The organism is Janthinobacterium aestuarii, from assembly GCF_051380835.1.
Taxonomy (GTDB): domain Bacteria; phylum Pseudomonadota; class Gammaproteobacteria; order Burkholderiales; family Burkholderiaceae_D; genus Janthinobacterium; species Janthinobacterium aestuarii.
On the sequence record NZ_JBNYXU010000006.1, the window covers coordinates 118,111 to 143,178 of the forward strand.

24 protein-coding genes and 1 tRNA gene are annotated in these 25,068 nt (G+C 64.3%); 9 read left to right on the top strand and 16 right to left on the bottom strand.

Going from position 1 to position 25,068, the window contains the following annotated elements:
• Positions 1 to 7: 7 nt before the first annotated feature.
• Positions 8 to 103: transfer RNA gene (locus ACQ4WO_RS17080), tRNA-Sec, on the top strand.
• Positions 104 to 261: 158 nt separating this feature from the next.
• Positions 262 to 975, top strand: coding sequence for a substrate-binding periplasmic protein (locus ACQ4WO_RS17085; RefSeq protein WP_235194313.1), 714 nt, complete (start codon positions 262 to 264; stop codon positions 973 to 975).
• Between the two features lies 1 nt (position 976).
• On the opposite strand, the gene ACQ4WO_RS17090 is transcribed toward ACQ4WO_RS17085, so the two are convergent.
• From ACQ4WO_RS17090 to fur, 7 genes are all read right to left on the bottom strand, one after another.
• A complete protein-coding gene (locus tag ACQ4WO_RS17090; RefSeq protein ID WP_436482454.1) occupies positions 977 to 1,717 on the bottom strand; it encodes a GGDEF domain-containing protein in 741 nt (246 codons plus the stop codon).
• Positions 1,718 to 1,720: 3 nt separating this feature from the next.
• Complete coding sequence (locus tag ACQ4WO_RS17095; protein WP_070305130.1) at positions 1,721 to 2,119, bottom strand: DUF1987 domain-containing protein; 399 nt, start codon at positions 2,117 to 2,119, stop codon at positions 1,721 to 1,723.
• Between the two features lie 22 nt (positions 2,120 to 2,141).
• Positions 2,142 to 2,699: a SiaB family protein kinase gene (locus tag ACQ4WO_RS17100; protein WP_034756676.1), complete on the bottom strand. Its 558-nt coding sequence runs from the start codon at positions 2,697 to 2,699 to the stop codon at positions 2,142 to 2,144.
• A 65-nt stretch (positions 2,700 to 2,764) separates the two neighbouring features.
• Positions 2,765 to 3,973: a SpoIIE family protein phosphatase gene (locus ACQ4WO_RS17105; protein WP_436482455.1), complete on the bottom strand. Its 1,209-nt coding sequence runs from the start codon at positions 3,971 to 3,973 to the stop codon at positions 2,765 to 2,767.
• Between the two features lie 172 nt (positions 3,974 to 4,145).
• A complete protein-coding gene (locus ACQ4WO_RS17110) occupies positions 4,146 to 4,736 on the bottom strand; it encodes an NAD(P)H-dependent oxidoreductase (RefSeq protein WP_436482456.1) in 591 nt (196 codons plus the stop codon).
• A 59-nt stretch (positions 4,737 to 4,795) separates the two neighbouring features.
• Positions 4,796 to 5,161, bottom strand: coding sequence for a MerR family transcriptional regulator (locus ACQ4WO_RS17115; RefSeq protein ID WP_046683991.1), 366 nt, complete (start codon positions 5,159 to 5,161; stop codon positions 4,796 to 4,798).
• A gap of 54 nt (positions 5,162 to 5,215) precedes the next feature.
• Positions 5,216 to 5,656 (bottom strand): ferric iron uptake transcriptional regulator, encoded by a 441-nt coding sequence (gene fur / locus ACQ4WO_RS17120; protein ID WP_034756687.1) that lies wholly within the window; start codon positions 5,654 to 5,656, stop codon positions 5,216 to 5,218.
• A gap of 358 nt (positions 5,657 to 6,014) precedes the next feature.
• Between fur and ACQ4WO_RS17125 the strand changes: the two genes are divergently transcribed.
• Complete coding sequence (locus ACQ4WO_RS17125) at positions 6,015 to 6,632, top strand: OmpW/AlkL family protein (protein WP_436482458.1); 618 nt, start codon at positions 6,015 to 6,017, stop codon at positions 6,630 to 6,632.
• A gap of 89 nt (positions 6,633 to 6,721) precedes the next feature.
• On the opposite strand, the gene ACQ4WO_RS17130 is transcribed toward ACQ4WO_RS17125, so the two are convergent.
• From ACQ4WO_RS17130 to ACQ4WO_RS17145, 4 genes are all read right to left on the bottom strand, one after another.
• The gene (locus ACQ4WO_RS17130) at positions 6,722 to 7,549 is read right to left on the bottom strand and encodes a MetQ/NlpA family ABC transporter substrate-binding protein (protein ID WP_436482459.1); all 828 of its coding nucleotides are present in this window, start codon (positions 7,547 to 7,549) and stop codon (positions 6,722 to 6,724) included.
• 32 nt (positions 7,550 to 7,581) lie between these two features.
• A complete protein-coding gene (locus ACQ4WO_RS17135; protein WP_034756701.1) occupies positions 7,582 to 8,256 on the bottom strand; it encodes a methionine ABC transporter permease in 675 nt (224 codons plus the stop codon).
• A complete protein-coding gene (locus ACQ4WO_RS17140) occupies positions 8,249 to 9,058 on the bottom strand; it encodes a methionine ABC transporter ATP-binding protein (protein WP_436482460.1) in 810 nt (269 codons plus the stop codon). Before ACQ4WO_RS17140 ends, ACQ4WO_RS17135 begins: the two co-directional genes overlap by 8 nt.
• A gap of 324 nt (positions 9,059 to 9,382) precedes the next feature.
• Complete coding sequence (locus ACQ4WO_RS17145) at positions 9,383 to 9,841, bottom strand: YbaN family protein (RefSeq protein ID WP_139089806.1); 459 nt, start codon at positions 9,839 to 9,841, stop codon at positions 9,383 to 9,385.
• Between the two features lie 485 nt (positions 9,842 to 10,326).
• Between ACQ4WO_RS17145 and ACQ4WO_RS17150 the strand changes: the two genes are divergently transcribed.
• Entirely contained in the window at positions 10,327 to 10,893 is a 567-nt protein-coding gene (locus tag ACQ4WO_RS17150; RefSeq protein WP_034756709.1) for a YceI family protein, read from the top strand.
• Positions 10,894 to 11,219: 326 nt separating this feature from the next.
• Here the strand turns inward: ACQ4WO_RS17150 and ACQ4WO_RS17155 are convergent, their stop codons facing one another.
• Positions 11,220 to 13,028: an NAD(P)-binding domain-containing protein gene (locus ACQ4WO_RS17155; RefSeq protein WP_436482461.1), complete on the bottom strand. Its 1,809-nt coding sequence runs from the start codon at positions 13,026 to 13,028 to the stop codon at positions 11,220 to 11,222.
• Positions 13,029 to 13,171: 143 nt separating this feature from the next.
• The gene (locus tag ACQ4WO_RS17160) at positions 13,172 to 14,314 is read right to left on the bottom strand and encodes a sigma-54-dependent Fis family transcriptional regulator (RefSeq protein WP_436482462.1); all 1,143 of its coding nucleotides are present in this window, start codon (positions 14,312 to 14,314) and stop codon (positions 13,172 to 13,174) included.
• 237 nt (positions 14,315 to 14,551) lie between these two features.
• Here ACQ4WO_RS17160 and ACQ4WO_RS17165 point away from each other — a divergent pair, with 237 nt between their 5' ends.
• From ACQ4WO_RS17165 to ACQ4WO_RS17175, 3 genes are all read left to right on the top strand, one after another.
• Entirely contained in the window at positions 14,552 to 15,880 is a 1,329-nt protein-coding gene (locus ACQ4WO_RS17165; protein ID WP_436482463.1) for a serine hydrolase domain-containing protein, read from the top strand.
• 118 nt (positions 15,881 to 15,998) lie between these two features.
• Positions 15,999 to 17,540 (top strand): CHASE2 domain-containing protein, encoded by a 1,542-nt coding sequence (locus ACQ4WO_RS17170; RefSeq protein WP_436482464.1) that lies wholly within the window; start codon positions 15,999 to 16,001, stop codon positions 17,538 to 17,540.
• Between the two features lie 62 nt (positions 17,541 to 17,602).
• Positions 17,603 to 18,001 (top strand): GFA family protein, encoded by a 399-nt coding sequence (locus ACQ4WO_RS17175; protein ID WP_436482465.1) that lies wholly within the window; start codon positions 17,603 to 17,605, stop codon positions 17,999 to 18,001.
• Position 18,002: 1 nt separating this feature from the next.
• Here ACQ4WO_RS17175 and ACQ4WO_RS17180 read toward each other — a convergent pair whose 3' ends face one another.
• From ACQ4WO_RS17180 to ACQ4WO_RS17190, 3 genes are read right to left on the bottom strand one after another with little or no spacing between them, the layout of a single operon-like run.
• Positions 18,003 to 20,762: an Hsp70 family protein gene (locus ACQ4WO_RS17180; RefSeq protein ID WP_436482466.1), complete on the bottom strand. Its 2,760-nt coding sequence runs from the start codon at positions 20,760 to 20,762 to the stop codon at positions 18,003 to 18,005.
• 2 nt (positions 20,763 to 20,764) lie between these two features.
• Positions 20,765 to 22,645: an Hsp70 family protein gene (locus ACQ4WO_RS17185; RefSeq protein WP_436482467.1), complete on the bottom strand. Its 1,881-nt coding sequence runs from the start codon at positions 22,643 to 22,645 to the stop codon at positions 20,765 to 20,767.
• Positions 22,642 to 23,223, bottom strand: coding sequence for a DUF2760 domain-containing protein (locus ACQ4WO_RS17190; protein ID WP_436482468.1), 582 nt, complete (start codon positions 23,221 to 23,223; stop codon positions 22,642 to 22,644). The genes ACQ4WO_RS17185 and ACQ4WO_RS17190 overlap by 4 nt, the downstream gene beginning before the upstream one ends.
• Positions 23,224 to 23,489: 266 nt before the next feature.
• Between ACQ4WO_RS17190 and ACQ4WO_RS17195 the strand changes: the two genes are divergently transcribed.
• Together ACQ4WO_RS17195 and ACQ4WO_RS17200 are read left to right on the top strand one after the other, a co-directional pair.
• Entirely contained in the window at positions 23,490 to 24,089 is a 600-nt protein-coding gene (locus ACQ4WO_RS17195) for a transglutaminase-like domain-containing protein (protein ID WP_436482469.1), read from the top strand.
• A 15-nt stretch (positions 24,090 to 24,104) separates the two neighbouring features.
• Positions 24,105 to 24,893, top strand: coding sequence for a DUF4349 domain-containing protein (locus ACQ4WO_RS17200; RefSeq protein ID WP_436482470.1), 789 nt, complete (start codon positions 24,105 to 24,107; stop codon positions 24,891 to 24,893).
• Positions 24,894 to 25,068 lie beyond the last annotated feature (175 nt).

Here is a 25,068-nt window from a genome sequence, read left to right on the forward strand (position 1 = left end):
GCACCGCGGAAAGCACACTCATCCGGTGATGTGGCCGGGCTTCAAACCCGGTGGAGGGCGTCAGACGTTCTCCCGTAGGTTCGACTCCTACTGTTTTCCGCCAGTTACTTTTCCTCGCATCCCCTCCCGCATGGCGTTCTGCTGGCGTTGGCTTGTTGCCACGCTGCCGAAAATAGTTGATTGAATTGCCCATATGCGGCGATGCCGCTGCGGGCCGATGGTAACATCGGCTTGAATCCCCTGTAGCAGAAGAAAGCAAGCATGAAACAAGCAAGTATGGCACGGCTGCTGGCAGCGGCGCTGCTGATGCCGGCGCTGGCCGCGGCGGCCGGCCTGCGCATCGTCGGCGAGCATTTGCCGCCATCGAGCATGATGGAAGGCAATGTCGTCGTGGGTCGTGAAACGCTCAAGGTGCGCGGCATCATGGCGCGCGCCGGTATTGCTTACAGCATCGAATTGCTGCCGTGGAAGCGCGCGTATGCGCAGGCGCTGCGCGAAGCCGACACCTGCATCTTTTCCACCAGCCGCACGCAGGAACGCGAAGCGCAATTTCGCTGGATCGGTCCCCTCAACGAAGCGGAATGGATACTGTATGGCCTGGCCGAACGGCACCTCACCTTGCGCACGCTGGCCGATGCGCGCGGCCTGGTGATCGGCACGGTGCTCGGCGACGCGCGCGACGATTACCTGCGCCAGCGCGGCATGAACGTGGCGCCCGTGACGCAGGAGTGGCTCAATCCGCAAAAGCTGCTGCTGGGGCGTATCGACCTGTGGGCCGTCGGCATGGCGGTGGGCAGCAAGCCTTTCGTCGGCAAGGAGTGGGAGGGTAAGGTGGTGCCGTTGCTGACCTTCAACCGCGTGCAGACTTACCTCGCCTGCAACAAGCAATTGCCCGAGGCGCAGGTGGCGGCCATGCAGCGCGCGGCGGCCGCCATGCGCCGCGACGGCAGCATGGCGCGCGAGCAGCTGCGCTGATTCAGCTTTCCAGCCACTGGCGCACGCAGTTGCGTCCTTCGCGCTTGGCCTGGTACAAGGCCTGGTCGGCATGGCTGTAGGCCGTCTCGAACGGCGTGCCGGCACGGTTCCAGCTCAGACCCACGCTGACGGTGATGGCGCGCGTGATGGGCGCCGCATGGCGCTGGCGGCCGACGGTCTCGCAGATGCGCTGCGCCACTTGCGCCGCGTCGTCGCGCGAGGAGGTGGGCCAGACAACGGAAAACTCTTCTCCGCCGACCCGGCCGATGGCCGTTTCCTGTCCCAATAGCCCCTTCAGGCAGTCGACCACGGCCTGGATCACGCCGTCGCCGGCCGGGTGGCCGAAGTCGTCGTTGACCTGCTTGAACAGGTCGATATCGAGCACGATCAGCGCCATGTCGCCTTGCTCCAGACAGCGCGACGCGTGGTCGATCACGGCGCCGCGGTTCAGGGCGCCCGTCAGCGGGTCGTGCGTGGCGCGGTATTCGAGCTGGCCGGCCAGGGTCTGCAATTGGCGGTTCAGCAGATGCATGTCGCGCTCGGCGCGGTCGCTGCGGCCGATCAGGCGCCGCGTCTCGCGCATCAGCCGCTCGTAGTGGATGATCAGTTCACCGAGCACGCGCCGCTGTTCCGCGCCCGAGGCATTGGCGTCGGCGTGCATGCGGCGCGCGGCAGCCAGCGCCGCCGCTTCCACGGTGAACAGGTCGGGCTCCAGGCCGGACTCGGAGAGGGCGGCGCGCATGTCCTAGCTGCCCTGTACGGGATGGTCGTGGAAGTCCAGCGCCGTGAAGTCCTGCTGCAGCTCCTCGCCGAATTCCAGGATGGTGTCGTCGTCCTCGTCGTGGTACCAGTTCAGGCGTACCTGGTTGCCATCGACGGCCGCCTGGTTCAGGGTGTCGAACAGGGTGAACAGCATCTTCGTGCTCGAGCTGTTGAAGTAGGCCAGCGAGACGTTGACGGTGATGGCCGCTTCGCGGCAGCCTTCCAGGTAGGCGCGCACGGCGGCGATCAGCGGGCCATAGAAGGCGGCCGCGTTTTCCGGATACGACTCGCCCTTGATCGACAGGGTGTGCTGCTCGAAACGGAAGTCGATTTCGGGCGAACTCGGGGTCGCGGCGATGAACAGTGGTGACGGTAATTGCATATGCTTTCCTGAGTCGGCTCTTTCAAATGATGGCTTTGATGCAGAAGATGGTGTGGCCCGGCTCCTGGGGATCCTGGACGAATTCGAATTCCAGCGGCTCGCTGGCGTCGCGCGCCATGGTGAGAAACCCCAGGCCCGCGCCCTTGCTGTCGGCCGGCGCTTCCTCGCGCAGGGCCTTCTTGTAGGCCAGGCGGATCTCCTCCATCGTCATCGTGTGCAGCGGCTCCAGGCGGGCGCGGATCTGCGCCACGTTGTCCGTCGAGACGGGGTTGGCGCACAGCAGAAAAAAGCTGTCGCCGCGCGTGCCGATGCAAAACGATCCGCGCCGCATCTGCTGGTCCAGCTGCGCATCGGGCGTCAGGCTGTCGGCGGAATAGTGCATGATGTTTTGCGACATCTCGATGAACGAGGAAAAGATGCGCCGCCGCGTGGGCCCTGCCGCGCCGGCCGTGTCGAGGCGTGCCTTGATGGTTTCGGAAATGGCGTTCACCACGTGCTGCGAGAAATAGCCCACGTAAAAAAAGATGATGTTGCGCTTGCGTGCCACATCCCAAAACTCGTTGAATTCTTCGTACAGCACGTCCGTGCTCCTGGCTAGCCGGTGACCCGGTTTCTTGTTGATAAGGTGGCTCGATGGCGCCAAAACTACAGGCGGAAACAGAAAAAGGTCAGGTCGTCACGGCGCGGCTGCGCTCCCTGCCAGGCGGCGCTGTCCTGCAGCAGGGCTGCCGCCACGTCGCCGGCGGAAGCGTCGCGCTGCGTCAGCAGCTGCTCGCGCATGCGGCGCTTGCCGTAGGCGATGTCGCGCGCGCCGCCAATCTGGTCGAGCAAGCCGTCGGTGGTGAGAAACAGCAGGCTGCCGGCGGGTATGGCCAGCGTCTCGTTGTGCCAGCAGTAGCCGGCCGGCGTGTCGACATAGCCCACGCCCATGCGGGCGCCGTCGATGGCGCGCACGCTGTCTTCTCCGGGCGTCACCACGTGCAGCGCCAGTTTCGCCCCCGCGAAACGCAGGCTGGCGCTGGCCGTGTCGTAGCACAGGAAGGCGCAATCCATGCCGTCATTCGAGCCGGCCTGGTGGCCGGTGCTGGCGCCATCCTGGCCCAGCAAGGTCTTGATGGCGCGGCTGACGGCGCCGATCAGGGCGGCCGGATCGTGCGGCCCCAGTTCGCGCAGGGCCTGGCTCAGGGCCGACGAGGCGATCAGGGTCATGAAGGCGCCCGGCACGCCGTGGCCCGTGCAGTCGGCGATGGCGGCAAACCAGCCGCCCGCGTGGCGTTCGAAAAAATAGAAATCGCCGCCGACGACGTCGCGCGGCTGCCATTCCAGGTGGGCGTCGGGCAGGGTGGCGCGCAATTCCGCATCGGAGGTGCGCAGCAGGGCGCGCTGGATCACGCTGGCGTAATCGATGCTGTGCATGATCTGCCGGTTCTTTTCCGCCTGCATGGTGGCGACCACGTTCATCAGCTGCAAGCCGAAGCCGACGCCGGCCAGCGCGCCATCCTCGGTGATGATGAAGCCGTCGGCCAGCGCCTTCTCGCCCGCTTCCACGGCGCGGAAGGTGAGGTCTTCGATGCTCATGGCGCCGTCGACGATCAGCGGTTCCTTGTCCATGAAGGCGATGCAGCTCTTCTTGCCGTACACCTCGTGATAGAAGGGCTTGGACATCTGCGACATGAAGATGTTGCGGCTGATCAAGCCGATGGGCTTGTGCTGTTCCGTGACGGGCAGGCTCATCATGTCGCGCCGTTCCGTGAACAGTTCCAGCACGGCGAAATTGCTGGCGTCGGCCTGTACGGATTCCGTGGCGATGCACAGGTCGGACGCCACGGACGTGCGATAACGGGGAAGATGCAATCGAGAAGCGTTGAACTCCACAGCGGCTACCTTTAGATGACGGTCGGACCCTTGTTGTCGCGAGAGCAAGGCGACTGACAAACAGGCAATATCATCATGGTAGCCTTTGAATATGACCGCTTGATTACCAGCTTGTCAAAACCGTATGCAAGATGGCTGCATGGCAAGCAACCTACAGGCGCCGGGCCAGCGCCTGCGCCTGTTCCAACCAGCGCGCGCGCTGCGGCTCGGAGGCGTTCAAAATGGGACCGAAGCTGGCCACCTTGACGGGCTTGATGCCGCAAAATTCCAGCGTAGTCTTGCGCAGCTGGTGGATGCCGGGCATGCGGTAGACCCAGCGGAAATACCAGGGCGGCGTATCCATCGTCACCAGCAGCTGGGCCGTGCGGCCCAACAGCAACTGCGCCGGGAAAGCCTTGCCCGGGCGATATTTGAAGGCATAGCCGGGCAGGAATACGCGGTCGATGAAGCCTTTCAGCAGGGCCGGCGCGCCGCCCCACCAGATCGGGTAGGCGAATACGAGGTGTTCGGCCCAGCTGATGGCTTCCTGGGCCGCCAGCAAGTCCGCTTCCAGCGGCTGCACCTGGCGGTAGCCTTCGTGCAGGATGGGGTCGAAGTCGAGCTGGCCCAGGCGCAGCTCGCGCACCGTGTGGCCTTCGCTGCGGGCCGTGGCGGCGTAGGCATCGGCCAGGGCGGCGCAAAAGCTGTCGCCGGACGGGTGGCCGAGGAGTATCAAAATGCGCTTGGGTGTCGTCTTGGTCATGATGCAGGCTGTCCGTTAAAGAAGAGCTTGCATGCTAAAGCCTGCCCCTAGTGGCAGAGTCAAGCGGCCTCTTGCAGACGCTGGCGTGCCAGGCAGTCGCCGATTTCCGTGTCGATGTCAGCCAATTGCGCGTCGAGCTGGCGCAGGCGGGCGATATCCTGCTGTACCTGCGCGCGCTTGGCGGCGATGTGCTGCGACAGGGCGGCCCAGTCGGTATCGTCGCCGGCCAGAACGGGCAGCAGTTCGGCCAGGCGGAAGCCCAGGACCTGCGCCTGGCGTATCAGCTTGACCTGCGCCAGGTCTTGCTGCGTGTAGACGCGATAGGCACCCGAGCGGCGCACGTCCCCCAGCAAGCCCAGTGCCTCATAGTGGCGCAAGGCCTTGGGCGAGGTGCCCGCCAGGCGGGCGATTTCTCCGATGTACATGGCTTTCCTTTGTCGAGAACTGCTGCGCACGCAGTGTAGCGCAGACGCGCTGCCTCAGGACGCTTTGCGCGGCGGGACTTTCTTCGCCGTGCACTCGGCGCAGGTGCCGTACAGCGACAGCGCGTGCTCGTGCAGCACGAAGCCCCGCTCGGCGGCGATTTCGTTCTGGCGCAGTTCGATGCCTTCATCGACGAATTCATCGACCTTGCCGCAGCCCGTGCAGACCAGGTGGTCGTGGTGCTGGCCTTCGTTCAGTTCGAAGACGGCGTGGCCCGATTCGAAGTGGCGGCGAAACAGAATGCCCGCTTCGGCAAACTGCATCAGCACGCGGTAGATGGTGGCCAGGCCCACGTCGATCTTTTCGGCCAGCAAGAGTTTGTAGACATCGTCCGCACTCAGGTGCTTGATCGTGCCTTCTTGAAACAGCTGCAGAATCCGCAAGCGGGGGATGGTCACTTTCAAGCCCGATTCACGCAGTTCCCTCAATATATCCATGTCTCCCATTCCTTTTGTAATCGTCTAGCGAGGTCATTCATTATATCGCAAATGATAATCATTACTATTCTCATTTGTATCGTGCGAACTGGAAATATTATGCTGGCTAGCTGACCTGCCAACCAGTGACATCGGCGCAAGTAGTGATTGCGTGGCGGGCAACATATGCCGGCATTGCGCGCCGAAATGGAGGCCATGCAAGCGGTCACGCTGCATTGCCACATTTTCTTGACCTGGGCAAAGGAAAAAATGCCTCTAGTGATGCCATCTAGCACTATTTGATGTGGATCAAAGTTTTTGTTGCACTGCACTCTTAGACTTCGCAGCGTTACTTAACGACAAAAAAGAGGGAACTAGAATGAAAAAGTCCGCAACCACAGCAGCAATCGTTTTGGCCGCCATCGGCGCATTCGCCGGCAATGCCATGGCACAGGAAAGCCCATGGCTGGTCCGTGCGCGCGCCGTGCACCTCGATCCGGCCAACAAATCTGATGCTGTGCCTGGCCTCGCCGCAGCCGACCAGATTCACGTCAGCAGCAAGACGATTCCCGAAATTGATATTTCGTATTTCTTCACCCCGAATATCGCTGCCGAACTGATCCTGACGTATCCGCAAAAGCATGACGTTACACTGGCTGGCACGAAGATCGGCACGTTCAAGCATTTGCCGCCTACCCTGTCGTTGCAATACCACTTCATGCCTGAAAAACAGTTCAGCCCTTACGTGGGTGCCGGCGTGAACTACACGAATATCTCGGACGTGAAATTGCTGAACGGCGCCGGCCGCCTGGAACATGACAGCTGGGGCTTCTCGCTGCAAGCCGGTGTCGACTACAAGCTGGACAAAAACTGGTCCCTGAACTTCGACATCAAGAAAGTGCAGATCCGCAGCGACGTACTGGCTGCTGGCACCAAGATCAGCGAAGTCAAGATTGACCCAGTCCTGATCGGCGTAGGTGTCGGCTACCGCTTCTAAGCATGGCATGACAGCGCCCACACGGCGCGGACAATAAAAAAGACGGCCAGGTGTGAACCTGGCCGTCTTTTTGCATGCCATGCGCCGCCTTATTTTTTCAGCGTCTTTTCCAGCGCCAGCTGGTAGTCCGTCTTTTCGTAGCCGGCCAAATACTTGTTCGTCGCGTCGAGGAAGGCGCGCGAGCGGTAGGCCGCTTCCAGGTCCTTGACCCATGGCTTGGTCTTGTCGGCCGTGCGGATGGCCACCAGGTTGATGTAGCTGTCCGAGATCTTTTCCACGGCGAGGGCCGACGTCAGTTTCATGCCGGCGGCCAGGGCGAAGTTACCGTTGACGAAAGCGTAGTCGGCGTCCGCCAGCGAACGTGGCAGCTGCGCCGCTTCCAGCGGCACCAGCTTCAGCTTCTTCGGGTTTTCCAGCACGTCGCGCTCGGAAGCGCGCAACGGGTCGACGTTCGGTTTGAGCTTGATCCAGCCCATCTTGGCCAGCATGACCAGCGCGCGCGCCTGATTGGTCGGGTCGTTCGGCATGGTGATGGTGGCGCCGTTCTTCACGTCGGCCAGCGTTTTCTGCTTGCCGCCGTACAGGCCGATCGGCATGGTCGGCACGGTGATCAAGGGGCTCAATGGCAGCTTGTTATCGGTGGCGAACTTGGTCAGATACACGATGTGCTGGAACACGTTGGCGTCCAGCGAGCCTTCGGCCAGCGCGTAGTTCGGCTGCACGTAGTCGTTGAATTCCACGATCTTGACCTTGTAGCCCTGTTTTTCCAGGATAGGCTTGATGCCCAGTTTCAGCTGGTCCGAGTAGGGGCCGGAACTGGTGCCGATGACGAGTTCTTTCGGGTCCTTGGCGTGGGCGGCGGTGGCGAAGGCCAGGCTGGCGGCGGCGACGAGCAGGGTGCGGCGAATGTGGTTCATGCTTTTCCTTGTACTGAAATACTGAAGATGAATTAACGTTTGTCGAGGCGCTTGGCGATGCGCGTGCCGGCGAACTGGATGGTTTGCACCAGCACGATCAGGATGGCCACGGTGGCGACCATGATGTCCGTCTCGAAACGGTAGTAGCCGTAGCGGATGGCCAGGTCGCCGATGCCGCCGCCGCCCACCACGCCGGCCACGGCCGAATACGACAGGAAGCTGATCGACAGCACGGTCAGCGCCAGCACGAGGCCGGAGCGCGCTTCCACCAGCAGCACGCGGAAGATGATCTGCATTTCCGACGCGCCCATGGCGTGCGCCGCCTCGATCACACCGCGCGGCACTTCGCGCAGGTTCTGTTCCACCAGGCGCGCCAGGTAGGGAATGGCGGCGAACGACAGCGGCACGGCAGCTGCCAGCGGGCCGATCGACGTGCCCGCGATGATGCGCGTAAACGGCGTCAGGGCGACGAGCAGGATGATGAAGGGGAAGCTGCGCACGGTGTTCACCAGCCAGCCGAGGATCATCGACAGCGGACGGTTTTCCAGCGACTGGCCTTCCGACACGAGGAACAGCAAGATGCCCAGCGGGCCGCCGACCAGGATGGCGGCCGTGAGGCCAATGCCCAGCATCGTCATGGTCTGGCCCAGCGCCACCCAGATTTCCGGCAGCAGGTTGATGACGTTATTGATCGATTCTTCAAACATGTGTTGCATCCTTCCATGCGGTGGCTTCAAACGCCTCGGTGCCGTAATACGCCAGCTCGCGTCCCAGCGCCGTCTTGCGCGGGGTGGCCGTGTCGCTCAGATCGAATTGTTCGGCGATGGCGCCTTTTTCCACGACGGCGACGCGGTTGCAGATGGCGCCCAGCACCGACAGCTCATGGCTGACGATGACGATGGTCACGCCCAGGCGCGCATTGATGTCGCGCAGGGTGTCGAGCAGGGCGCGCGTCGTTTCCGCGTCCAGGGCGGACGTCGGCTCGTCGCACAGCAGCACGTCGGGGTGGCTGGCCAGGGCGCGGGCGATGGCCACGCGCTGCTTCTGCCCGCCGGACAATTGCGCCGGATAGCTGTGCAGCTTGTCGGACAGGCCGACGAGCGCCAGGCATTCCTCGACTCTGGCGGCGATCTGCTCGCCCTTCGTCGTGCCATGGATTTTCAGGGGGAAGGCGACGTTGTCGAACACGCTGGCGTTTTGCAGCAGATTGAACTGCTGGAAAATCATGCCGATATTCTGGCGCGCGTCGCGCAATTCGCTCTTGCCCAGGCGTGTCAGTTCGCGCCCGGCCACGGTAATGGTGCCGCTGTCGGGACGCTCGAGCAGGTTAATCAGGCGCAGCAGCGTCGATTTGCCGGCGCCGCTCTTGCCGATCAGGCCGAAAATATCACCGGGATAGACTTCCAGCGTGACCGATTTGACCGCGTGGAATTGTTCGCCTTTGGGCAGCGCGAAGGTCTTGTTCGCGCCATCGATGCGAATCACCGGCGTACGGTGTGATATGGTCATGCAGTGTTTCCTTTTTTATTGGACCGTGACAGGCGCGCTTGCAGGGGCCAAATCGCCCAGCCTGTTACGTCGGTTGCGTAGTATACCTCCGATCGTGTTATTACTCCTACGACAGAATCTTGCTTTGAATATGCAAATAATGTCTATGCGTCTGTTTGTTGGTTGAAAAAGCGGGAAAGCGGCGTTCTTGCCGAATTTAATCACGTGGACGGGGGCGAGAGAGCCGTATCTTGGTGAAAAGTTCGCCGCTCTCTGCGGATGCATCGCAGTGCTTTTATGTGCAGTTCGGCTCACTTGCCGTTTTTTGAATGCGGACAGGGCGGTTTACTGCCCGCCATTGCCCTCTTCGCGGGCAGATTCTGCCCCGCTGGCGGCAGGGCCTTCCGGGCGCCGCAGCAGGTAGACGAGGACGGCGATTTCCATGGCGCCCACCAGTGCGATGACCCACCACGGCGGGTGGCCCAGGCACATGGCGACAAAGCCGATGGCCATGCCCAGGCAAGCCATGGTCTTGCCGCGCCGCGAAACGGCGCGGTGTTCGCGCCACTGGCGCAGCGGCGGACCGAAGCGCGGATGATGCAGCAGCCAGTGCTCGAGGCGCGGCGAGGCGCGGCTGAAGCAGGCCAGGGCGAGGATCAGGAAAATCGTCGTCGGCATGACGGGCAGCATGGCGCCGATGATCCCCAGCAGCACCATCAGGGCCCCGGCGGCGGTCCAGGCCCAGCGGCGCAGGCGCACGCCGTGCGCTTCGCGCAGTGGCGGCTGGGCGTGCGGCTCCCGCATCAGGCGAGGGCGCCGGCGGTCAGGCCCTGGCTGCGGGGCGGGGAGGCGGTGGGATGGGCGTTCAAGGTGCGCATATCGTGGCGGGTGTGGCGGGCGGCCGTCATGTTTTTTCTGTGCTGTGTTCTGCTCTATCTGCTCTATTATGGATGAATCAAGGCGCCGCTGCATGCCCGCCAGGGCCGTGATGATAACCAGTGCACAGAATAATAACAAGAATCATTCGCATTTGTTGCATGGTCTGCGGACCGGATAACGCTGGATATTTTTGGCAATGCAGACAATAATCGGCAGCAGAAGGCGCTGTCATGGACATCATTGCCTTTATTATCGATTTTTTCGATGCTAACTAGGCATATTTTCCGTTTTACATCGATCTTCATGCCATGCATAATCTGTTGCAACTGAAGCCAGACAATCAGCCGCAGCGCTTCCCGCCTGCAGCTGCTTGCGGTTTTGACATCCTCCACTCCTATCAGGAATCCATTATGAAAAAACTGCTCGCTTTTATCGCCGCCGCCGGCTTCTCGCTGTCCGCTTTTGCCGCTCCAGAAGTCTATGTCATCGATGGCAGCCATACTTTCCCCCGTTTCGAGTACACCCACATGGGCTTCTCGACGCAGCAAAGCCGTTTCAATAACACCACCGGCAAGGTCACGCTGGACCGCGCCGCCAAGACGGGCGCCGTCGAAGTACTGATCGACACCAAGTCCGTCGACACGGGTTCGACCCTGTTCAACTCGCACATCCAGGGCGAAGACTTCCTCGACACGGCCAAGTATCCTGTCGCTACCTACAAATCGACCAAGTTCAATTTCGACGGCGACAAGCTGGCCTCCGTTGAAGGCAATCTGACCCTGAAAGGCGTGACCAAGCCAGTCACCCTGACCGTCACCTCGTTCGCCTGCGCACCGCATCCGATGCTGAAAAAAGACGCTTGCGGCGCCAACGCCACGGCCAAGATCAAGCGCTCGGAATTCAATGCCGGCAAATATGCGCCAGCCGTCAGCGATGACGTCACCCTGACATTCGCGATCGAAGCGATCAAGCAGTAAAACGTGTGACAAAATCGACTGCGCGTCGCGCTTTGCGGCCTGCGATACTCACCGTGCTCAAGCACGGTTGCGCTTCTTAGCCGCAAATCATCGCCGCTCGCTACGATTTGTGTCAGACGTTTGTGTGGTGCTGAACAGATATCACTGCAAACCAAAAATGGCGGCGGACTTCGGTCCGCCGCCATTTCTTCGTGTGTAATCCGACCTACGTGGTTTTGCAGGTGCCGCAAGAAGCGGCGGGCCAAAATCCACCGCTTTTTCGACAGTAGGTCGGATTAGCGCGGCAAAGCCGCACGTAATCCGACATGCGCCGACATGCAAGACGATCATGCCAGGTGATGCACCTCCTGTTGCCCATACACGGGCGTGTTCAACCCTTCCATGCGCGCCTTCAGCTGCAGCGACAGGTACTGGGAATAGTGGCGCGACTGGTGCAGGTTACCGCCGTGGAACCACAGCGCTTGCTGCTGCGTGGGTTTCCACATATTGCGCTGCTCGCCTTCCCACGGTCCAGGGTCTTTCGTCGTGCTTGACCCCAGCCCCCACACCTTGCCTACTTTGTTCGCCACCTCGGCCGAGATCAGATCCGCCGCCCAGCCATTCATGGAACCGTAGCCGGTGGCGTACACCACCAGGTCGGCCGGCAGTTCCGTGCCGTCCGACAGCACGATGGAATGGGCTTTCAGCTCCTGCACGCCGACGCCGCTTTTCAGCTTGATCTTGCCCTCGGCGACCAGCTCGGAGGCGCCCACGTCGATGTAGTAGCCGGAGCCGCGGCGCAGGTATTTCATGAACAGGCCGGAATCGTCGTCGCCAAAGTCCAGCATGAAGCCCCGTTCTTCCAGGCGCGCATAAAAATCCGCATCGCGCTCGCGGATGGCCTTGAAGACGGGCTTCTGGAAGTCGGCCAGGATCTTGTACGGGATCGAGGCGAAAGTCAGGTCGGCCTTGGCCGTCGTCATGCCGGCCGCCAGCGCCCGTTCCGAATACAGGTCGCCCAAGGCCAGGTCCATCAGGGAATCGGACTTGACGATGTGCGTCGACGAGCGCTGCACCATGGTCACGTCCACGCCCGCTTCCCACAGGGCGGCGCAGATATCGTGCGCGGAATTGTTCGCGCCGATGACCACCACCTTCTTGCCTACATAGGCGTCCGGCCCCGGATGCTGCGACGAGTGCTGCTGCTCGCCCTGGAACACGTCCATGCCCTTGAACTTCGGCATGTTCGCCTTGCCCGACATGCCCGTGGCCAGTACCAGCTGCTTCGGTTTCAGAGTGACGGGCTGGCCATCGCGCAGCACTTGCACCGTCCACTCGCCCGTGGTCTCGTCGAAGCTGGCCGATTCGCAGGACGTCGAGCCCCAGTAATTGAGTTCCATCACCTTGGTGTACATCTCCAGCCAGTCGCCGACCTTGTCCTTCGGCGTGAAGACGGGCCAGTTGTCGGGAAACGGGATATACGGCATGTGGTCGTACCAGACGGGGTCGTGCAGGCACAGCGATTTGTAGCGCTTGCGCCAGCTGTCGCCTGGGCGAGCATTTTTCTCGATGATGATGGTGGGGACGTTCAGCTGGCGCAGCCGCGCGCCCAGCGCGATGCCGCCCTGGCCGCCGCCGATGATGACGCAGTAGGGCTGGCGCGCGTAGCCCAGTTCCTTTGCATCCTGCTCGCGGTTTTCCAGCCAGCTGCTGCGGTTGGTGCGCGCGCCGTGTTCGGCGCCCATGGGCCGTCGGCCGCCCTTGGCTTCCTCAAAACCCTTCAATTCGCTCATGGTGGTGAGCAAGGTCCAGATCTTGCCGTCGCGGATGCGGATGAAGCCCACGCCACGCGCCACGTTCGTTTCCACCGTGATCCAGCTTTGCAGCACGCCACCGGCTTCCACCGCATGTTCGCCGTCGGCGATGCGGATGGAAACAGGCTGCACGGCGCCCAATTGGGCGGCCAGCATGGCGGCGATCTGCTCGCGGCCCTCCAGGGTTTTCAGGTTCCAGGTAAACAGCACCAGGTCGCGCCAGTAGCCATCCTGTTCGAACAATTGCGCGGCGCCCGTGCCGTCGCTGGTGCGAAGAAAGCCTTCAAGCTGCTCCAGGATGCCGGCCACGGCCAAGTCGTGCGGGTTGATATCGGTTTGCATCGTGTCTCCTCCAAGTCTGCTGACTTTATGATGGGATGCGGCTGTGTTGCCGCTGACGATGTTGTAACACCTGCGTTCCGGCGCCGCATTGCGCAGCGCAGCATGGCGGCGATTGAGACGGAAGTCTCAGCGCGTTTGTCGCATCATTGCCGGTGCGGCGCCACGATGTGCAGCTGCTTGAGGCGCCGGTACAGGGTGGCGCGCGAGATGCCCAGCATGGCGGCCGCTTGCAGCGGGCGCCATTTTGCGGCGTTCATGGCGTGGACGATGCGCGTGCGTTCGGCCAGTTCCGGCGCCGTGTAGGCCACCACGTCTTGCGCGACGGGCGCTTCGCGCATGGCGCGCGGACGCGCCTTGGCCTGGCGCAGCGGTGCGCGCACGCGGGCGTGCAGCCACGTGCTGCCGCCGGCCAGGCGCAAGGACAGCAGGCTGCGTCCCGCGCGCGCATCGAATAGCCGTTCGGCACGCACTTCCAGCACCTCGGCGACGGGACGCGGCAGGCTGTCCAGGCCCGCGATGACGTCGCGCGCGCAGCGGTTGGCGGCGACGATGTCGCCATGTTCGTCGATGGCCAGCAGCATCTCCGGCTGCACTTCCACGAAATGGCGGTTGCGGTGCGCCAGCAGGATGCAGCAATGGCTGTAGGACTTGAGAAAAAAGCCGTCCTCGATCAGGGTCGCGCCTTGCCGCACCAGCTGCTTGACGAGGCGCTGGCTGTCGCGCGCGTCGGGCGAACTCAGGGCCGACGCATCGAGCACGCCGATCAAGTCGCCGTGCGGCGAAAAAATCGGCGCTGCGCTGCAGGTCAGGCCCGTGAACGCGGCGCGGAAATGGTCGGTCTTGTGCACGGTGATGGCTTCCTGGTCGAGCAGCACGGAAGCGATGCCGCACGTGCCTTCCTCTTCTTCCGACCAGCACGAACCGGGATACAGGCCCGCCTTCTTGAAATCCTTGCGCTGGCCCGTGTCGACCACGTAGTCGATGGTCACGCCGCGCGCATTGGCGAGGATCACGCAATAACCTGCTTCGCGCACCATGGCGTGCAGGCGCGGCAGGCACTGGCCCGTGGAGCGCAGGAAGTCCTCCTCGGACTGCTGGATGGCGCGCAGTTCGGCGCCCGTCAGGATGCGCGGCCCCGTGGTGGAGGCGGGGTCGAGCCGGTAATCGTCGAGCGAGCGCCGGTACGACGAGGCCAGCCTGGCCGTATCGGCGCCCGGATTGACGATGCGGCCGGCGATCAGGTCGCGCACGCGGTCGATATGGCTGGTCTGGCGGACGTAGGGCATGGCGCTCTCCAGTGTCTCGGGTCTGGTTTTTATGGTGTTTTGCTTGTTGTCTCCGTTTTTAGCACGAAGCGCCGGGCCGCGCATCCTGCGCTGCAGCATGGCGCGCGCGTGAGACGATTGTCTCAGCGCGTGGCCCGCACAATAGGATGCCGCAGGACAAGATAAAAAGTTTCTCTGTTAGCATGCTTCGCATGAAGCGAGCGCCGCCGCGGGCGCCAGCCATGACCGGAGAAATGCATGACGACACTGCCACCAACCCGCCGCCTGGCCCTGGCCGCAGCCTGCCTGGCGCTGGCCGCCGGCGCCCATGCGGCAGAGACGACGGCGCCGCTGTCGGCCGCCGCCAGCGATCCGGCAACCTTGCAATGGATGGTGGGCGCGCCGCCGCCGGCCGATAAAATCATCCGCTTCGACGATGGCAGCTATTTCAATTTCCCGCAGCTGCGCTGGAGCGTGTCGCACTTCCGCCAGCTGATGCCGACGGTGGCGGTGTCGCGCGGCTTGAAGGCGCCCGTGCCCTTGCCGCGCGCGCTGCGCAAGGATATCGACAGCCTGCGCTTCACGCCCCTGGGCGCGAAGGACACGATGACCTGGGAGCAGTCGCTGGGCGCCAATTACACGGACGGCATCGTCGTGCTGCACCGGGGCCGCATCGTGTATGAGCGCTATTTCGGCGTATTGAAGGAAGGCGGCCAGCACGGCGCCATGTCGGTAACGAAGTCCGTGATGGGCACCATCGGCGCGGCCCTGGTGGCCGAAGGCAAGCTCGATCCGGGCAAGAAGGTGGCCGATTACGTGCCGGAACTGGGCAAGTCCGCGTTTGGCGACGCCACCGTGCGCCAGGTGCTCGACATGACCACGGGCCTGAAATTCAGCGAAGATTACGCCGACCCGAACGCGGAAGTGTGGCAGCACGCGGCGGCCGGCAACCCGCTGCCCAAGCCCACGGATTACACGGGGCCGCGCAGCTATTTCGAGTACCTGCAAACGGTGCGGCATGAGGGAAAACATGGCGAGGGCTTCGGCTACCGCACGGTCAATTCCGACGTGCTGGGCTGGATCATCGCCAGAGTCACGGGGCAGAGCGTCAACGACTACCTGTCCGAGCATGTCTGGCAAAAGCTGGGCGCCGAGCAGGATGGCTACATGTCGGTCGATTCGACGGGCACGCCGTTTGCCGGCGGCGGCTTGAGTGCGGGCTTGCGCGACCTGGCCCGCTTTGGCGAGATGCTGCGCAACGATGGCCGCTACAACGGCCAGCAAATCATTCCGAAGGCGGCCGTCGACGATATCCGCCGTGGCGGCGACAAGCAGCTGTTCGCCAAGGGCGGCTACGATTTGCTCAAGGGCTGGAGCTACCGCGACATGTGGTGGGTCACGCATAACGACCATGGCGCCTACATGGCGCGCGGCGTGTACGGCCAGCGCATCTACATCGATCCGAAGGCGGAAATGGTGATCGTGCGTTTCGCCTCGACGCCGACGGCGGCCAATGCGGCCAACGACCCGACCACCACGCCGGCCTTCGAGGCGCTGGGCAAGCTGCTGCTGGCCAGGCCGAAGTAGGCTGCCGGGTTGGCCCGTGCCAGCCGTGCGGCGAAACGGGCACAACTGCAATACACTATCCTTTCGTCATCATTTATTGCTTGAATGATATTCAGCATCGCACGCAAGGGAGCGCACCGTGGAAACCAGCCAGCCGGATCAACCGCGCCCGCCGCTCTGGCGGCGCCTGCTGTGGCCGGCCGTCCAGCTGGGCTCGGCCTTCAAGCTGACGGGCACGCATCTGCTGCACCACGTGATCGGCGCCAGCCTGATCGCCGCGCTGATGCTGGCGCTGGAAGGGTTTCACGTGCTCGAATGGCTCGATGCGGCCATGCTGCGCGCCAGCGCGGCGCAGGAGCAACTACTGGACCGTGGCAAGGACCCGGGCGCCGCCTACCGGCCCGGCATCATCGAAATCGACCAGCCTGCGTTCGAACAGGTCTTCGACGAACGCGAACCGCTGGAGCGCTCGCGCCTGGAGCAATTGATCGCCAGCGCCGCGGCGCGCGGCAGCAAGGTGCTGGCCATCGACCTGGACCTGGCGCCGGCCGTGTACGAACAGCACAAGGAGGGCGAGCGGCCGCTGGACGGCCTGCTCGACCGGCTGGCCGCCGATGGCCGGCAGCTGGTGCTGATCCTGCCCGAGCAATCGGACCGCAACGCGAACCTGCCGTGGATACGCGCGCGCTGCGCGGCCGGCATCCACTTTGCCAGTCCGCGCATCCGCGAACGCATGGGCGCCGTCACGCGCATCGAGCTGAAAAGCCCCGTGCTGGCGGCCGTGGCCTTCGAGCTGGCGCATGGCGCCGACGAGCAGGAGCAGAAGCAGCCCATGCCGGCCGCCCTGTCCGAGCAAAAGGAAGTGGTGGCGCTGGCCGGCCGCGTGTGCCAGCTGGCGCGGCGCACGGGCAGCGAGAAGACATTGGCGCGCCGGGCGTTCGAACCCGTCATCCGCGGCGACGCCAAGGCGGCGGCCGAACAGAACGCCGTCACCGCGCCGTTTCACCCGGCCGCTGTGGCGCCGCAATTCCTGAACCCCACGCGCACGCGCGTCAAACTGGCCGATGGCCAGGCCGGCGTGGACGCCGGGGCGCCGCGCAAGGACGTCGTGTATATCGGCAGCACCCATGACGTGCGCGACCGCTATACGACGGCCGAAGGCGAGCAGGCCGGCCTGCACCTGCATGCGGCCGCCCACACCTCGCTGGGCATCGGCACGGCCGACGTCAACAAATATGTGGTGTTCGCGGCCGATATCGTCATCGGCGTGCTGTTGGGCTGCCTGTTCGGCGGCCTGTGGACCCTGTACGGCCGCGCCGAGCTGGCCATCGACCAGCGCATGGAAGACCGCGATGTCAGCCGCCTGCACCGCATGGGGACACTGGCTGAATTCTATGGCATCCGTTTGATGCTGGCGCTGGTATGGGCCTCGCCGTTTGCCATCGGCGCGCTGGCCATCTATTTGTCGCGCGGCTTGCTCGAGCAGGGCTGGTGGGTCAATCCCGGCCCGCTGATCGCCGGCATGTTCCTGCACGCGATGTCGCTGCGCGACGAAGCCCACCATCCGCACGAGGAAGTGCCTGGCCTGTCCGTGTGGGCCCAGCTGCGCCGCACGCATCCGGGCATCGTGCTGGTGCAGGCGCCGCTGGCGGTGCTGCTGTTTATCGTCGCCGTGATCTAGCGCAAACCGTGGCGCCGCAGCGGCGCTAAACTGGGCGCCTTTTTCATTTGCAGGAGGATGCCATGCTGAGCGGAGGATGTTTATGCGGCGACGTGCGCTACGAAGCGGGCACGGGCGCCTTCCATGAAACGGCCTGCCATTGCCCGATGTGCCGCCGCGCGTCGGGCGCGCCGTTTGTCGCCTGGTTCAGCGTACCGAGGGCGAATTTTCGCTGGCTGCAGGGGCAGGTTGCACCATATGCGTCCAGCGAACACTGCACGCGCAGTTTTTGCCCCCGCTGCGGCACGCAGCTGACGTTCGAGGATGAGCGCGCCCCGGACGAGGTCGGCCTGACCACTGGCAGTCTCGATGAGCCAGGGTGCTTGCCGCCGCACAGCCATATCTATACGGACACGCAGCTGGAGTGGGTGAAGCTGGCAGATGGCTTGCCACGGTATCGCGGGGAGCGTAGCGAAGGATAAATTACCCGATCAGCTTCAACCCCGGCGGCAGCGCCTCGCCCAGCATGCGCTTGGTATTCGCTTCGTCGAGCTGCGTCACTTCGCTGACCATCGCCTGCCACAGTATCGGGGCGCCCACGGCTTTCAGGCGGGTCAGCACAGTGGCGCGCAGCTCGTCGGCGATGTCGCGCGAGCGGTCGCCCGTCATGCGCGCCAAGTGGCTAGCGGCAAAGGCCGCCGGTTCCGTCTTTTTCCAGTCCAGCGCCAGCAGCACGTGCAGCCATTCGGCCACGGTGGCGCTGTCGACCACTTCATGCACGCTGCCGTGGAAGGGCTGGCGCGCGCCGACCCTGGCCAGCGCCCACAGGGTGTGCGTGTCCGCCGCTTCGCGGCCGGCCTTTTCCAAGCGCTTGATCAGCCAGACACCGACTTCGGCCTTGTAGGCGCCGGGGATGCGCTCGAGCGAGGCGCCCAGGCGCAGCATGTCGTCGTCGCTGCCGTTGACGAGGGTGACGGGGCGGCTGCCGCGCTGGGCCGCGTCGGCTTGCAGGTTGAAGGCGAAGTCGTCGAGCAGGCGCAATTGCTGCTCCGTGCTCAAGCCGCCGGCCACGCGGCGCCATAAAGTCCACCATTCGGCGCACACCTGGTTATCCTTGTGATGCTGGACGCCCGTGTCGAACAGGGCCCATAGCTGCTCGATGCGCCATGGATCGAGCGCATCGCCGTAGCCGGGACGCAAACAGTAGCCGGCCAGGTTCAGCCAGACCCGCTCATGCTCGGCGGAGCGGCGCCGGCCGCGCGCGCGCAGCATCAGGGCGTCGAACAGCTGGCGCAACAGCGGCGTGTCCCAGCTTTCGCGTCCGCCCAGTCCCCGTTCCAGGTGCTGGCGCAGCTGGCGCACTTCCTTGGTCTCGACCTTTTGCGCCTTGCCGCCGAAGATGCGCTCGATCTTCTCGACCGCTTCCTTGATGCGTGGCGAAACGGCTTGAGCCTCGCCATCGCCTTGCTCTTCCTTATCAACGCGCAGTTGGAATTCCAGCAGCCAGCGCTGGCCGGCATCGGCTTCGGCCACGCAGTGCACTTCCAGTGTGCCCACTTCCGTCATGACGGTTGCCAGCTGCACGGTGATGTCGCGCTTTTCGCCGCTTTCCGCTTGCAGCACGCTGGCCAGCGGCGGCAGGCGCAAGTATTCCCCAGCGTCCAGATCGACGATCTCGCCCAGTTGCGGCGGCGTGCCCGCCTCAAAGAGGGACGTCGCCAGGTGGAAGCGCACGGGCCGGCCCAGGCGCAGCGCGAACAGGCGCTCCGTCAGGCGGATTTCTTCGCCGCTGGCGCTGCCACGGGGCAGGATGCACACGGCGCGGTGGTCCTTGCCCGCGTCGCCCAGCACGAGGAAATAGCTGCGCGGCGAGCCGCCGCCGATGCGCGGTGCCTGGCCGCGTCGCGCCAGCGCGTAGGCGACGGCACCACGGGCCACGGCCACGTCGGGATTATCGTTATGCAGGATGGTGAGGGGCTGACCCCGCCAGTGCGCCAGGGTTTCCGCCAGGCGGCGCGCCAGCGCGTCGGCGCGGAACACGCCGCCGTTCAGCAGCAGGGTGTCGGGCAGTGCACCCTGATGCTGTTGCAGAAAGCTGGCCAGGTGGCGCGTAATGGCCGCGTCCTGCGCATACGGCAGGCCGAATTCGACGATGCCGGCGCGGCCTTTTTTCGCTGTGTCGCCCAGTTCCACCTTCGGGAAGAAGCCGTCGACCACCATGGCCGCCACTTCCTCGCGCGTGACGTCGGCTGAACGGCTGCCGCCGATCAAACGCGATCCGCCGCCCAGCAAAGTGACGGTGGCCTTGTCCGGCGCGTCCTGCGACAGCAGCAGCTCCTTGGCCGCGCGGCAGCGTTCCATCAGCTGCGACAAGCGCGCGGCAGACAGCTTCATGCCGCCTTCGCTGCCTGCGGCCATGCGCGTTTCCACCAGGTGGGCCAGCGCCAGGTCCATATTGTCGCCGCCGAGTATCAAATGGTTGCCCACGCTGCTGCGCGTGAGCTGCGGTTCACCATCCTCGAATGTGACGTCGATCAGGCTGAAATCCGTGGTGCCGCCGCCCACGTCGCAGACTAAAATGCGGCGCGTGTCGGCCAGGTCGTCGCGCAGGGTGGCGCGCCGGCGCTGCAGAAAGTCATAAAAAGCGGCCTGCGGTTCTTCCACCAAGCGCAAGGTGGACAAGCCCGCCATGCGGGCTGCTTCCAGGGTGAGTGCGCGCGCACCCTCGTCGAACGAGGCGGGGATGGTCAGTACCAGTTCCTGAGCTTCCAGCGGAGAATCCGGGAAACGGTGATTCCACGCGGCGCGCACGTAGGCGAGGTAGCTGGCGCTGGCCGCCACGGGCGACACCTTGGCCACATCGCTATCGGCGCCCCACGGCAGGATGGGTGCCTGGCGATCCACGTTCGCATGCGACAGCCAGCTCTTTGCGCTGGAAACGAGCCGGCCCGGTACCTGGGCGCCCAGCTGGCGCGCCAGGGCGCCCAGCACGGCGTGATCGACGTCCTGCTGTGGCCACGGCAGCTGCAAGTCGCCCGCCGCCAGTTCACCGGCAGCGGGGTGGTAGCGCAAGGACGGCAGCAGCGGGCGTGCGCCCACTTCGCCGGGAGCGACCAGCTGCTCGATGGGAAGCAGCTGGATGCCCGCCTGCGTATCGGTAGCATCTGCATAGGCCACCACCGTGTTGGTGGTGCCCAGGTCGATGCCGACCAGGAAGGCCGGCTGCACCTTCGCGCCGCGCATGCTTATTGCCGCGGCGTGCCGCGCACGTCGAATTCCACTTTCCAGCGCTCGGCGCCGTCAGGGGACACGGCCAGCAGTTCCAGGGTGCCCGCTTCCGTCACGCGCGCGTGCAGTTTGACCTGCACCACGTCGCCGGCCGACCGGCCTTCGGCGGATAACGTCGCCTGGATTTCGCTCAGTTCCTGCAATTCATCGTGGCCCCAGAAATCGAGCAAGTCGCCGATCTGGTCGTTGCGGCGCGTGGACGAGGCGAAGAAGCGGAAGTGTACTGGTTCGCCCACGACGAGGCCGAATTGCTGGCCCGGCAGTTCCAGTTCGCTGCCTTCTTCCATGCCGAACGGCGCCACGCACAGGGCCTGGATCGGCGGTTCCATGCCGGGAATGGCCGGCATGGCCGACTCGACGGCCACATAGAAAGAACTGGCCGTGCCGCCGCGGATGCGCACGCCATGGCCGCGCCGCACGTAGCTGTAGTAGGCGGCGCCGCGCGCGACGGCCAGGTCCAGGTCGGCCCCGGCCAGCATGCGCGCCGGTTCCGCACCTTCCATGTACAGCCAGTCGTTGACGGTGGCCATGATGCGCTGGACCAGCAAGTCGGACTTGAAGACGCCGCCGTTGAACAGCACGGCCGTCGGGTGCAAAAAGCTGGCTTCCGCCGACTGGCGGCCCGCAAAGCCTTCCAGTTCGCTGGTCGCCGCCACTTGCCGGCCCAGGAAGGCGGCCAGGTGGCGCGTGATGGCCGCGTCCTGCGCATACGGCAAGCCCAGTTGCGTGAGGCCGGCGCGCGTGCGCACGGCAGGGCGGCTCGACGCTTCCACCTGCGGGAAGAAACCGTCGAGGATGAAGGTGGACACTTCGGCGCGCGTCAGTTCCGTGCGGATGGAGCCGCCGATCAGTTTCGAGCCGCGGCTCGGCACGACGATCGGTGCTACATCGAGGCCGCTGTCGGCCAGCAGGCTTTCCTTGGCGCTGCGGCAGCCATACGTGAGTGCGCGCATTTGCCAGGCGTCGAGCTGGGTGCCGTTGGCGGCCAGCTTGCGGGCCACCAGGTGGGCCAGCGCCAGGTCCATATTGTCGCCACCGAGCAGGATGTGTTCACCGACGGCCACGCGATGCGGTTCCAGCACGCCGTCGCGCTCGAGCACGGCGATCAGCGAAAAGTCGCTGGTGCCGCCGCCCACGTCGACGACCAGGATGATGTCGCCCGGCTTGACTTCCTTGCGCCAGCGGCCTTCGCTGGTCTGGATCCAGCTGTACAGGGCCGCTTGCGGCTCTTCCAGCAAGGTTAATGAGGAATAACCGGCCGCCTGCGCCGCTTCCATCGTCAGCTCGCGCGCGGCCGGGTCGAACGAAGCGGGAATCGTGACGGTGATTTCCTGCTCGGCGAATGGCGCTTGCGGGTGGGCGTTGTCCCAGGCCTGGCGCAAGTGCGTCAGGTAGCGCGTGGCGGCCGCGATGGGCGAGATGCGCGCGACTTCCGCCGGCGCGTCGTTCGGCAGGATGGCCGCGCGGCGGTCCACGCCCGGGTGGCACAGCCAGCTTTTCGCGCTCGACACCAGACGGATCGGCGTGGTGGCGCCGCGGCTGCGGGCCATTTCGCCAACGACGAACGGCGCTTCGGCTTCCTCGGTCACCCAGGGCAGGGCCAGGTCGCCCGCCGCCACTTCATCGGCGTGCGGCAGGTAGACGAACGATGGCAGCAGCGGCAATTCTTCGACGGTGCCCGGCGCCGACAGTTGCGGCACTTTCAGCACGCCGTGGCTGGATTGCTCGCCGTCGCTTTCGACCAGGTTCACATACGACAGGGCGCTGTGGGTGGTGCCCAGGTCGATGCCGATGGCGTAGCGCGGGGTGTTCGGGGTGGCGTTCGTTGTGTCGTTCACAGTTCCACCTCGGCCGGTGCCAGGATGGCGGCGTCGTGCTGCTCGCTCAGTTTTGGCAGGCGCACGCTGGACGCACGCCAGCCGCGGTGACTGAGGGTGCCCGTGAATGGCGCGGAACCGACCACGTTGCCCGTCAGGCGTACCTGGGCGCTGTCAAAACCTTCCTGCAGCACGATGCGGCTGCCCTCCGCTTCCTGGCGCACGGCGTCGATGGTGAAGTATTCGCGCATGACCTTGGCGCAGCCTTCATGCACGACGCGGGCGGCCGCGCCGATGTCGGCGTCGGCATGGCTGCCCAGGTTTTCCTGGGTGAAGTCGATCAAGCGCGCTTCGCGTTGCAGCAGGGCCAGCAATTGCAAGGCGGCGTCCGGCGTCGCTTCTTTCAAGATGACGGGCGCGGCGGCCGGTGTCGGCACGGGAGCTGGCGCCGGGGCCGCTGGCGCGACGGGAGCAGCCTCGGGCAGGGACAGCTTTTCCACGCGGGCCGCATAGGCTGCGTCCGACAGGGTGTTGAAGAAGGTGCCGAAAGCCAGCGGGACTCTGCGCCAGAACGATGGGTGGGACGATGAAGTGCTCATAGGGAACTCGTTTCTCTGATCTGTAGGGTGGCGACGGCGGCGCGCCCGGTGGCGGGGCCGCTTCGCAGGGGAGTGCTTGTGCCGGGCCTTATAGGGTCGGCTGTGTTTGCCCGCATGATACCAGCTACCGGGCCGCCGCCAAAGTCGCCGGCCCCCGCGCAGCTGGCCCGGCGCGTGGATTTTCTTTGTTCCTGCGCAAAGAAACGGTGAATGTTGCGGCGCTTCGACTAAAATCGCGCATTATCTTTTCGCATTGCCTTTATGCCATGTCTACCGACTTCTCCCCCTATTTAGCCAGCAGCCTGTATATCGACAGCGACCATCCCGCCGTGCGCGCCAAGGCGGCCGCACTGGCGGCAGGTGCCGTGGGCGACGCGGCCATCGCGGCCCGCTGCTTTGCCTTCGTGCGCGATGAGGTGGCCCACAGCTGGGATTACCAGCGCAATCCCGTCACTTGCCGCGCTTCCGACGTCTTGCAGCATGGCACTGGCTATTGCTATGCGAAGAGCCATCTGCTGGCCGCGCTGCTGCGCGCCAATGGCATTCCTGCCGGCCTGTGCTACCAGCGCCTGGCCGTCGGGGAAGTGGGGCCGCCGTTTTGCCTGCATGGCTTGAATGCCGTGTATCTGCAGGATTTTGGCTGGTACCGCATCGATGCGCGCGGCAACAAGCCCGGCGTCGCGGCCGCCTTCACGCCGCCGCGCGAGCAACTGGCCTTTCCCGTGCTGGCGCCCGAGGAACGCGACTTGCCGGAAATCTGGGCGGAACCGTTGCCGCAGGTGGTGGCGTCGTTGACCGGCCATGCGACCGTGCAGGACGTGGCGGCGCACTTGCCCGATATCGAATTGTTGCCGCTGCAAAAATAATCCAGGAAAGAAATCATGAAAAAAGTGTATGTAGGTCTGATCGGCCTGATGTTGCTGGCCGGTTGCGGCGGCAAGGGCGAGAGCGGCGGGCAATCGAGCGCCGCGCGTCTCGAAGGCAAGGAAAAGGGCAGCGAGTTTCTTGCCTATGAACATAATGTCAGCGTCGATACGCACGAGGCGCAAGTGCGACCGCTGTATGAAAAAGTGGTCGCCGCCTGCAAGGCCTATACGGAAAACGGCTGCTTGCTGCTCGATTCCAGCCTCGACAGCGGGCGCTACGTGCACGCGCGCATCAGCGTGCGCGCCAAGCCGGCCGGCATCAGGAAGCTTGTCGCGCTGGTCTCGGCCGAAGGCGACGTCACGAGCCAGGGCACCAAGGTGGAAGACCTGGGCCGTCCCGTGCTCGACAGCAAGAAGCGCCTGGAAATGCTCAGGCAATACCAGGCCCAGCTGCAAGACTTGGAAAAGCGCTCGGGCGCGAATGTCGATGCCCTGATCAAGGTGACCAAGGAATTGGCCACCGTGCAAGTGGAGCTGGAGCAGGCGACGGCGGCCGACGCGCTGTTGATGCAGCGCATCGACACGGACTTGCTGAACTTGGCCATCAGCGCCGAAGGCAAGCAATCGTTCTGGACGCCCGTCAAGCGCTCGCTGGGCAATTTCACGGACAACCTGTCGGAAGGCGTGGCTAACGCCATCACGGCCATGGCCTACATCCTGCCGTGGCTGATCGCTTTCGTGCTGCTGTTCCCGCTGGGACGCAAGGGCTGGCGCCGCCTGCGTGGCGTGCCACGCAAGGATTGATGCCAAGATTGTTGCGTCCGGCGCACCGTTTTACGGCAATTTGAAACCTGGCTGCACAGTCCTTGTGCGGCCAGGTTTTTTTTCGTGCGGCGGGAGCCGCGTGCACCATGGCGGACACCTGCTCGTGCTGGCATGCATTCTGCTTTAACAACATTGTATGCCCAGCTTTGACCCC

What these genes read in the sequence shown, in the direction of transcription:
- ACQ4WO_RS17165 (WP_436482463.1), top strand. Translation starts at nt 14,552, where the DNA reads ATGACGACACTGCCACCAACCCGCCGCCTGGCCCTGGCCGCAGCCTGC.
- ACQ4WO_RS17145 (WP_139089806.1), bottom strand. Translation starts at nt 9,841, where the DNA reads ATGCGGGAGCCGCACGCCCAGCCGCCACTGCGCGAAGCGCACGGCGTG.
- ACQ4WO_RS17150 (WP_034756709.1), top strand. Translation starts at nt 10,327, where the DNA reads ATGAAAAAACTGCTCGCTTTTATCGCCGCCGCCGGCTTCTCGCTGTCC.
- ACQ4WO_RS17130 (WP_436482459.1), bottom strand. Translation starts at nt 7,549, where the DNA reads ATGAACCACATTCGCCGCACCCTGCTCGTCGCCGCCGCCAGCCTGGCC.
- ACQ4WO_RS17140 (WP_436482460.1), bottom strand. Translation starts at nt 9,058, where the DNA reads ATGACCATATCACACCGTACGCCGGTGATTCGCATCGATGGCGCGAAC.
- fur (WP_034756687.1), bottom strand. Translation starts at nt 5,656, where the DNA reads ATGGATATATTGAGGGAACTGCGTGAATCGGGCTTGAAAGTGACCATC.
- ACQ4WO_RS17200 (WP_436482470.1), top strand. Translation starts at nt 24,105, where the DNA reads ATGAAAAAAGTGTATGTAGGTCTGATCGGCCTGATGTTGCTGGCCGGT.
- ACQ4WO_RS17155 (WP_436482461.1), bottom strand. Translation starts at nt 13,028, where the DNA reads ATGCAAACCGATATCAACCCGCACGACTTGGCCGTGGCCGGCATCCTG.
- ACQ4WO_RS17090 (WP_436482454.1), bottom strand. Translation starts at nt 1,717, where the DNA reads ATGCGCGCCGCCCTCTCCGAGTCCGGCCTGGAGCCCGACCTGTTCACC.
- ACQ4WO_RS17115 (WP_046683991.1), bottom strand. Translation starts at nt 5,161, where the DNA reads ATGTACATCGGAGAAATCGCCCGCCTGGCGGGCACCTCGCCCAAGGCC.
- ACQ4WO_RS17110 (WP_436482456.1), bottom strand. Translation starts at nt 4,736, where the DNA reads ATGACCAAGACGACACCCAAGCGCATTTTGATACTCCTCGGCCACCCG.
- ACQ4WO_RS17180 (WP_436482466.1), bottom strand. Translation starts at nt 20,762, where the DNA reads ATGCGCGGCGCGAAGGTGCAGCCGGCCTTCCTGGTCGGCATCGACCTG.
- ACQ4WO_RS17085 (WP_235194313.1), top strand. Translation starts at nt 262, where the DNA reads ATGAAACAAGCAAGTATGGCACGGCTGCTGGCAGCGGCGCTGCTGATG.
- ACQ4WO_RS17175 (WP_436482465.1), top strand. Translation starts at nt 17,603, where the DNA reads ATGCTGAGCGGAGGATGTTTATGCGGCGACGTGCGCTACGAAGCGGGC.
- ACQ4WO_RS17195 (WP_436482469.1), top strand. Translation starts at nt 23,490, where the DNA reads ATGTCTACCGACTTCTCCCCCTATTTAGCCAGCAGCCTGTATATCGAC.
- ACQ4WO_RS17190 (WP_436482468.1), bottom strand. Translation starts at nt 23,223, where the DNA reads ATGAGCACTTCATCGTCCCACCCATCGTTCTGGCGCAGAGTCCCGCTG.
- ACQ4WO_RS17125 (WP_436482458.1), top strand. Translation starts at nt 6,015, where the DNA reads ATGAAAAAGTCCGCAACCACAGCAGCAATCGTTTTGGCCGCCATCGGC.
- ACQ4WO_RS17095 (WP_070305130.1), bottom strand. Translation starts at nt 2,119, where the DNA reads ATGCAATTACCGTCACCACTGTTCATCGCCGCGACCCCGAGTTCGCCC.
- ACQ4WO_RS17160 (WP_436482462.1), bottom strand. Translation starts at nt 14,314, where the DNA reads ATGCCCTACGTCCGCCAGACCAGCCATATCGACCGCGTGCGCGACCTG.
- ACQ4WO_RS17135 (WP_034756701.1), bottom strand. Translation starts at nt 8,256, where the DNA reads ATGTTTGAAGAATCGATCAATAACGTCATCAACCTGCTGCCGGAAATC.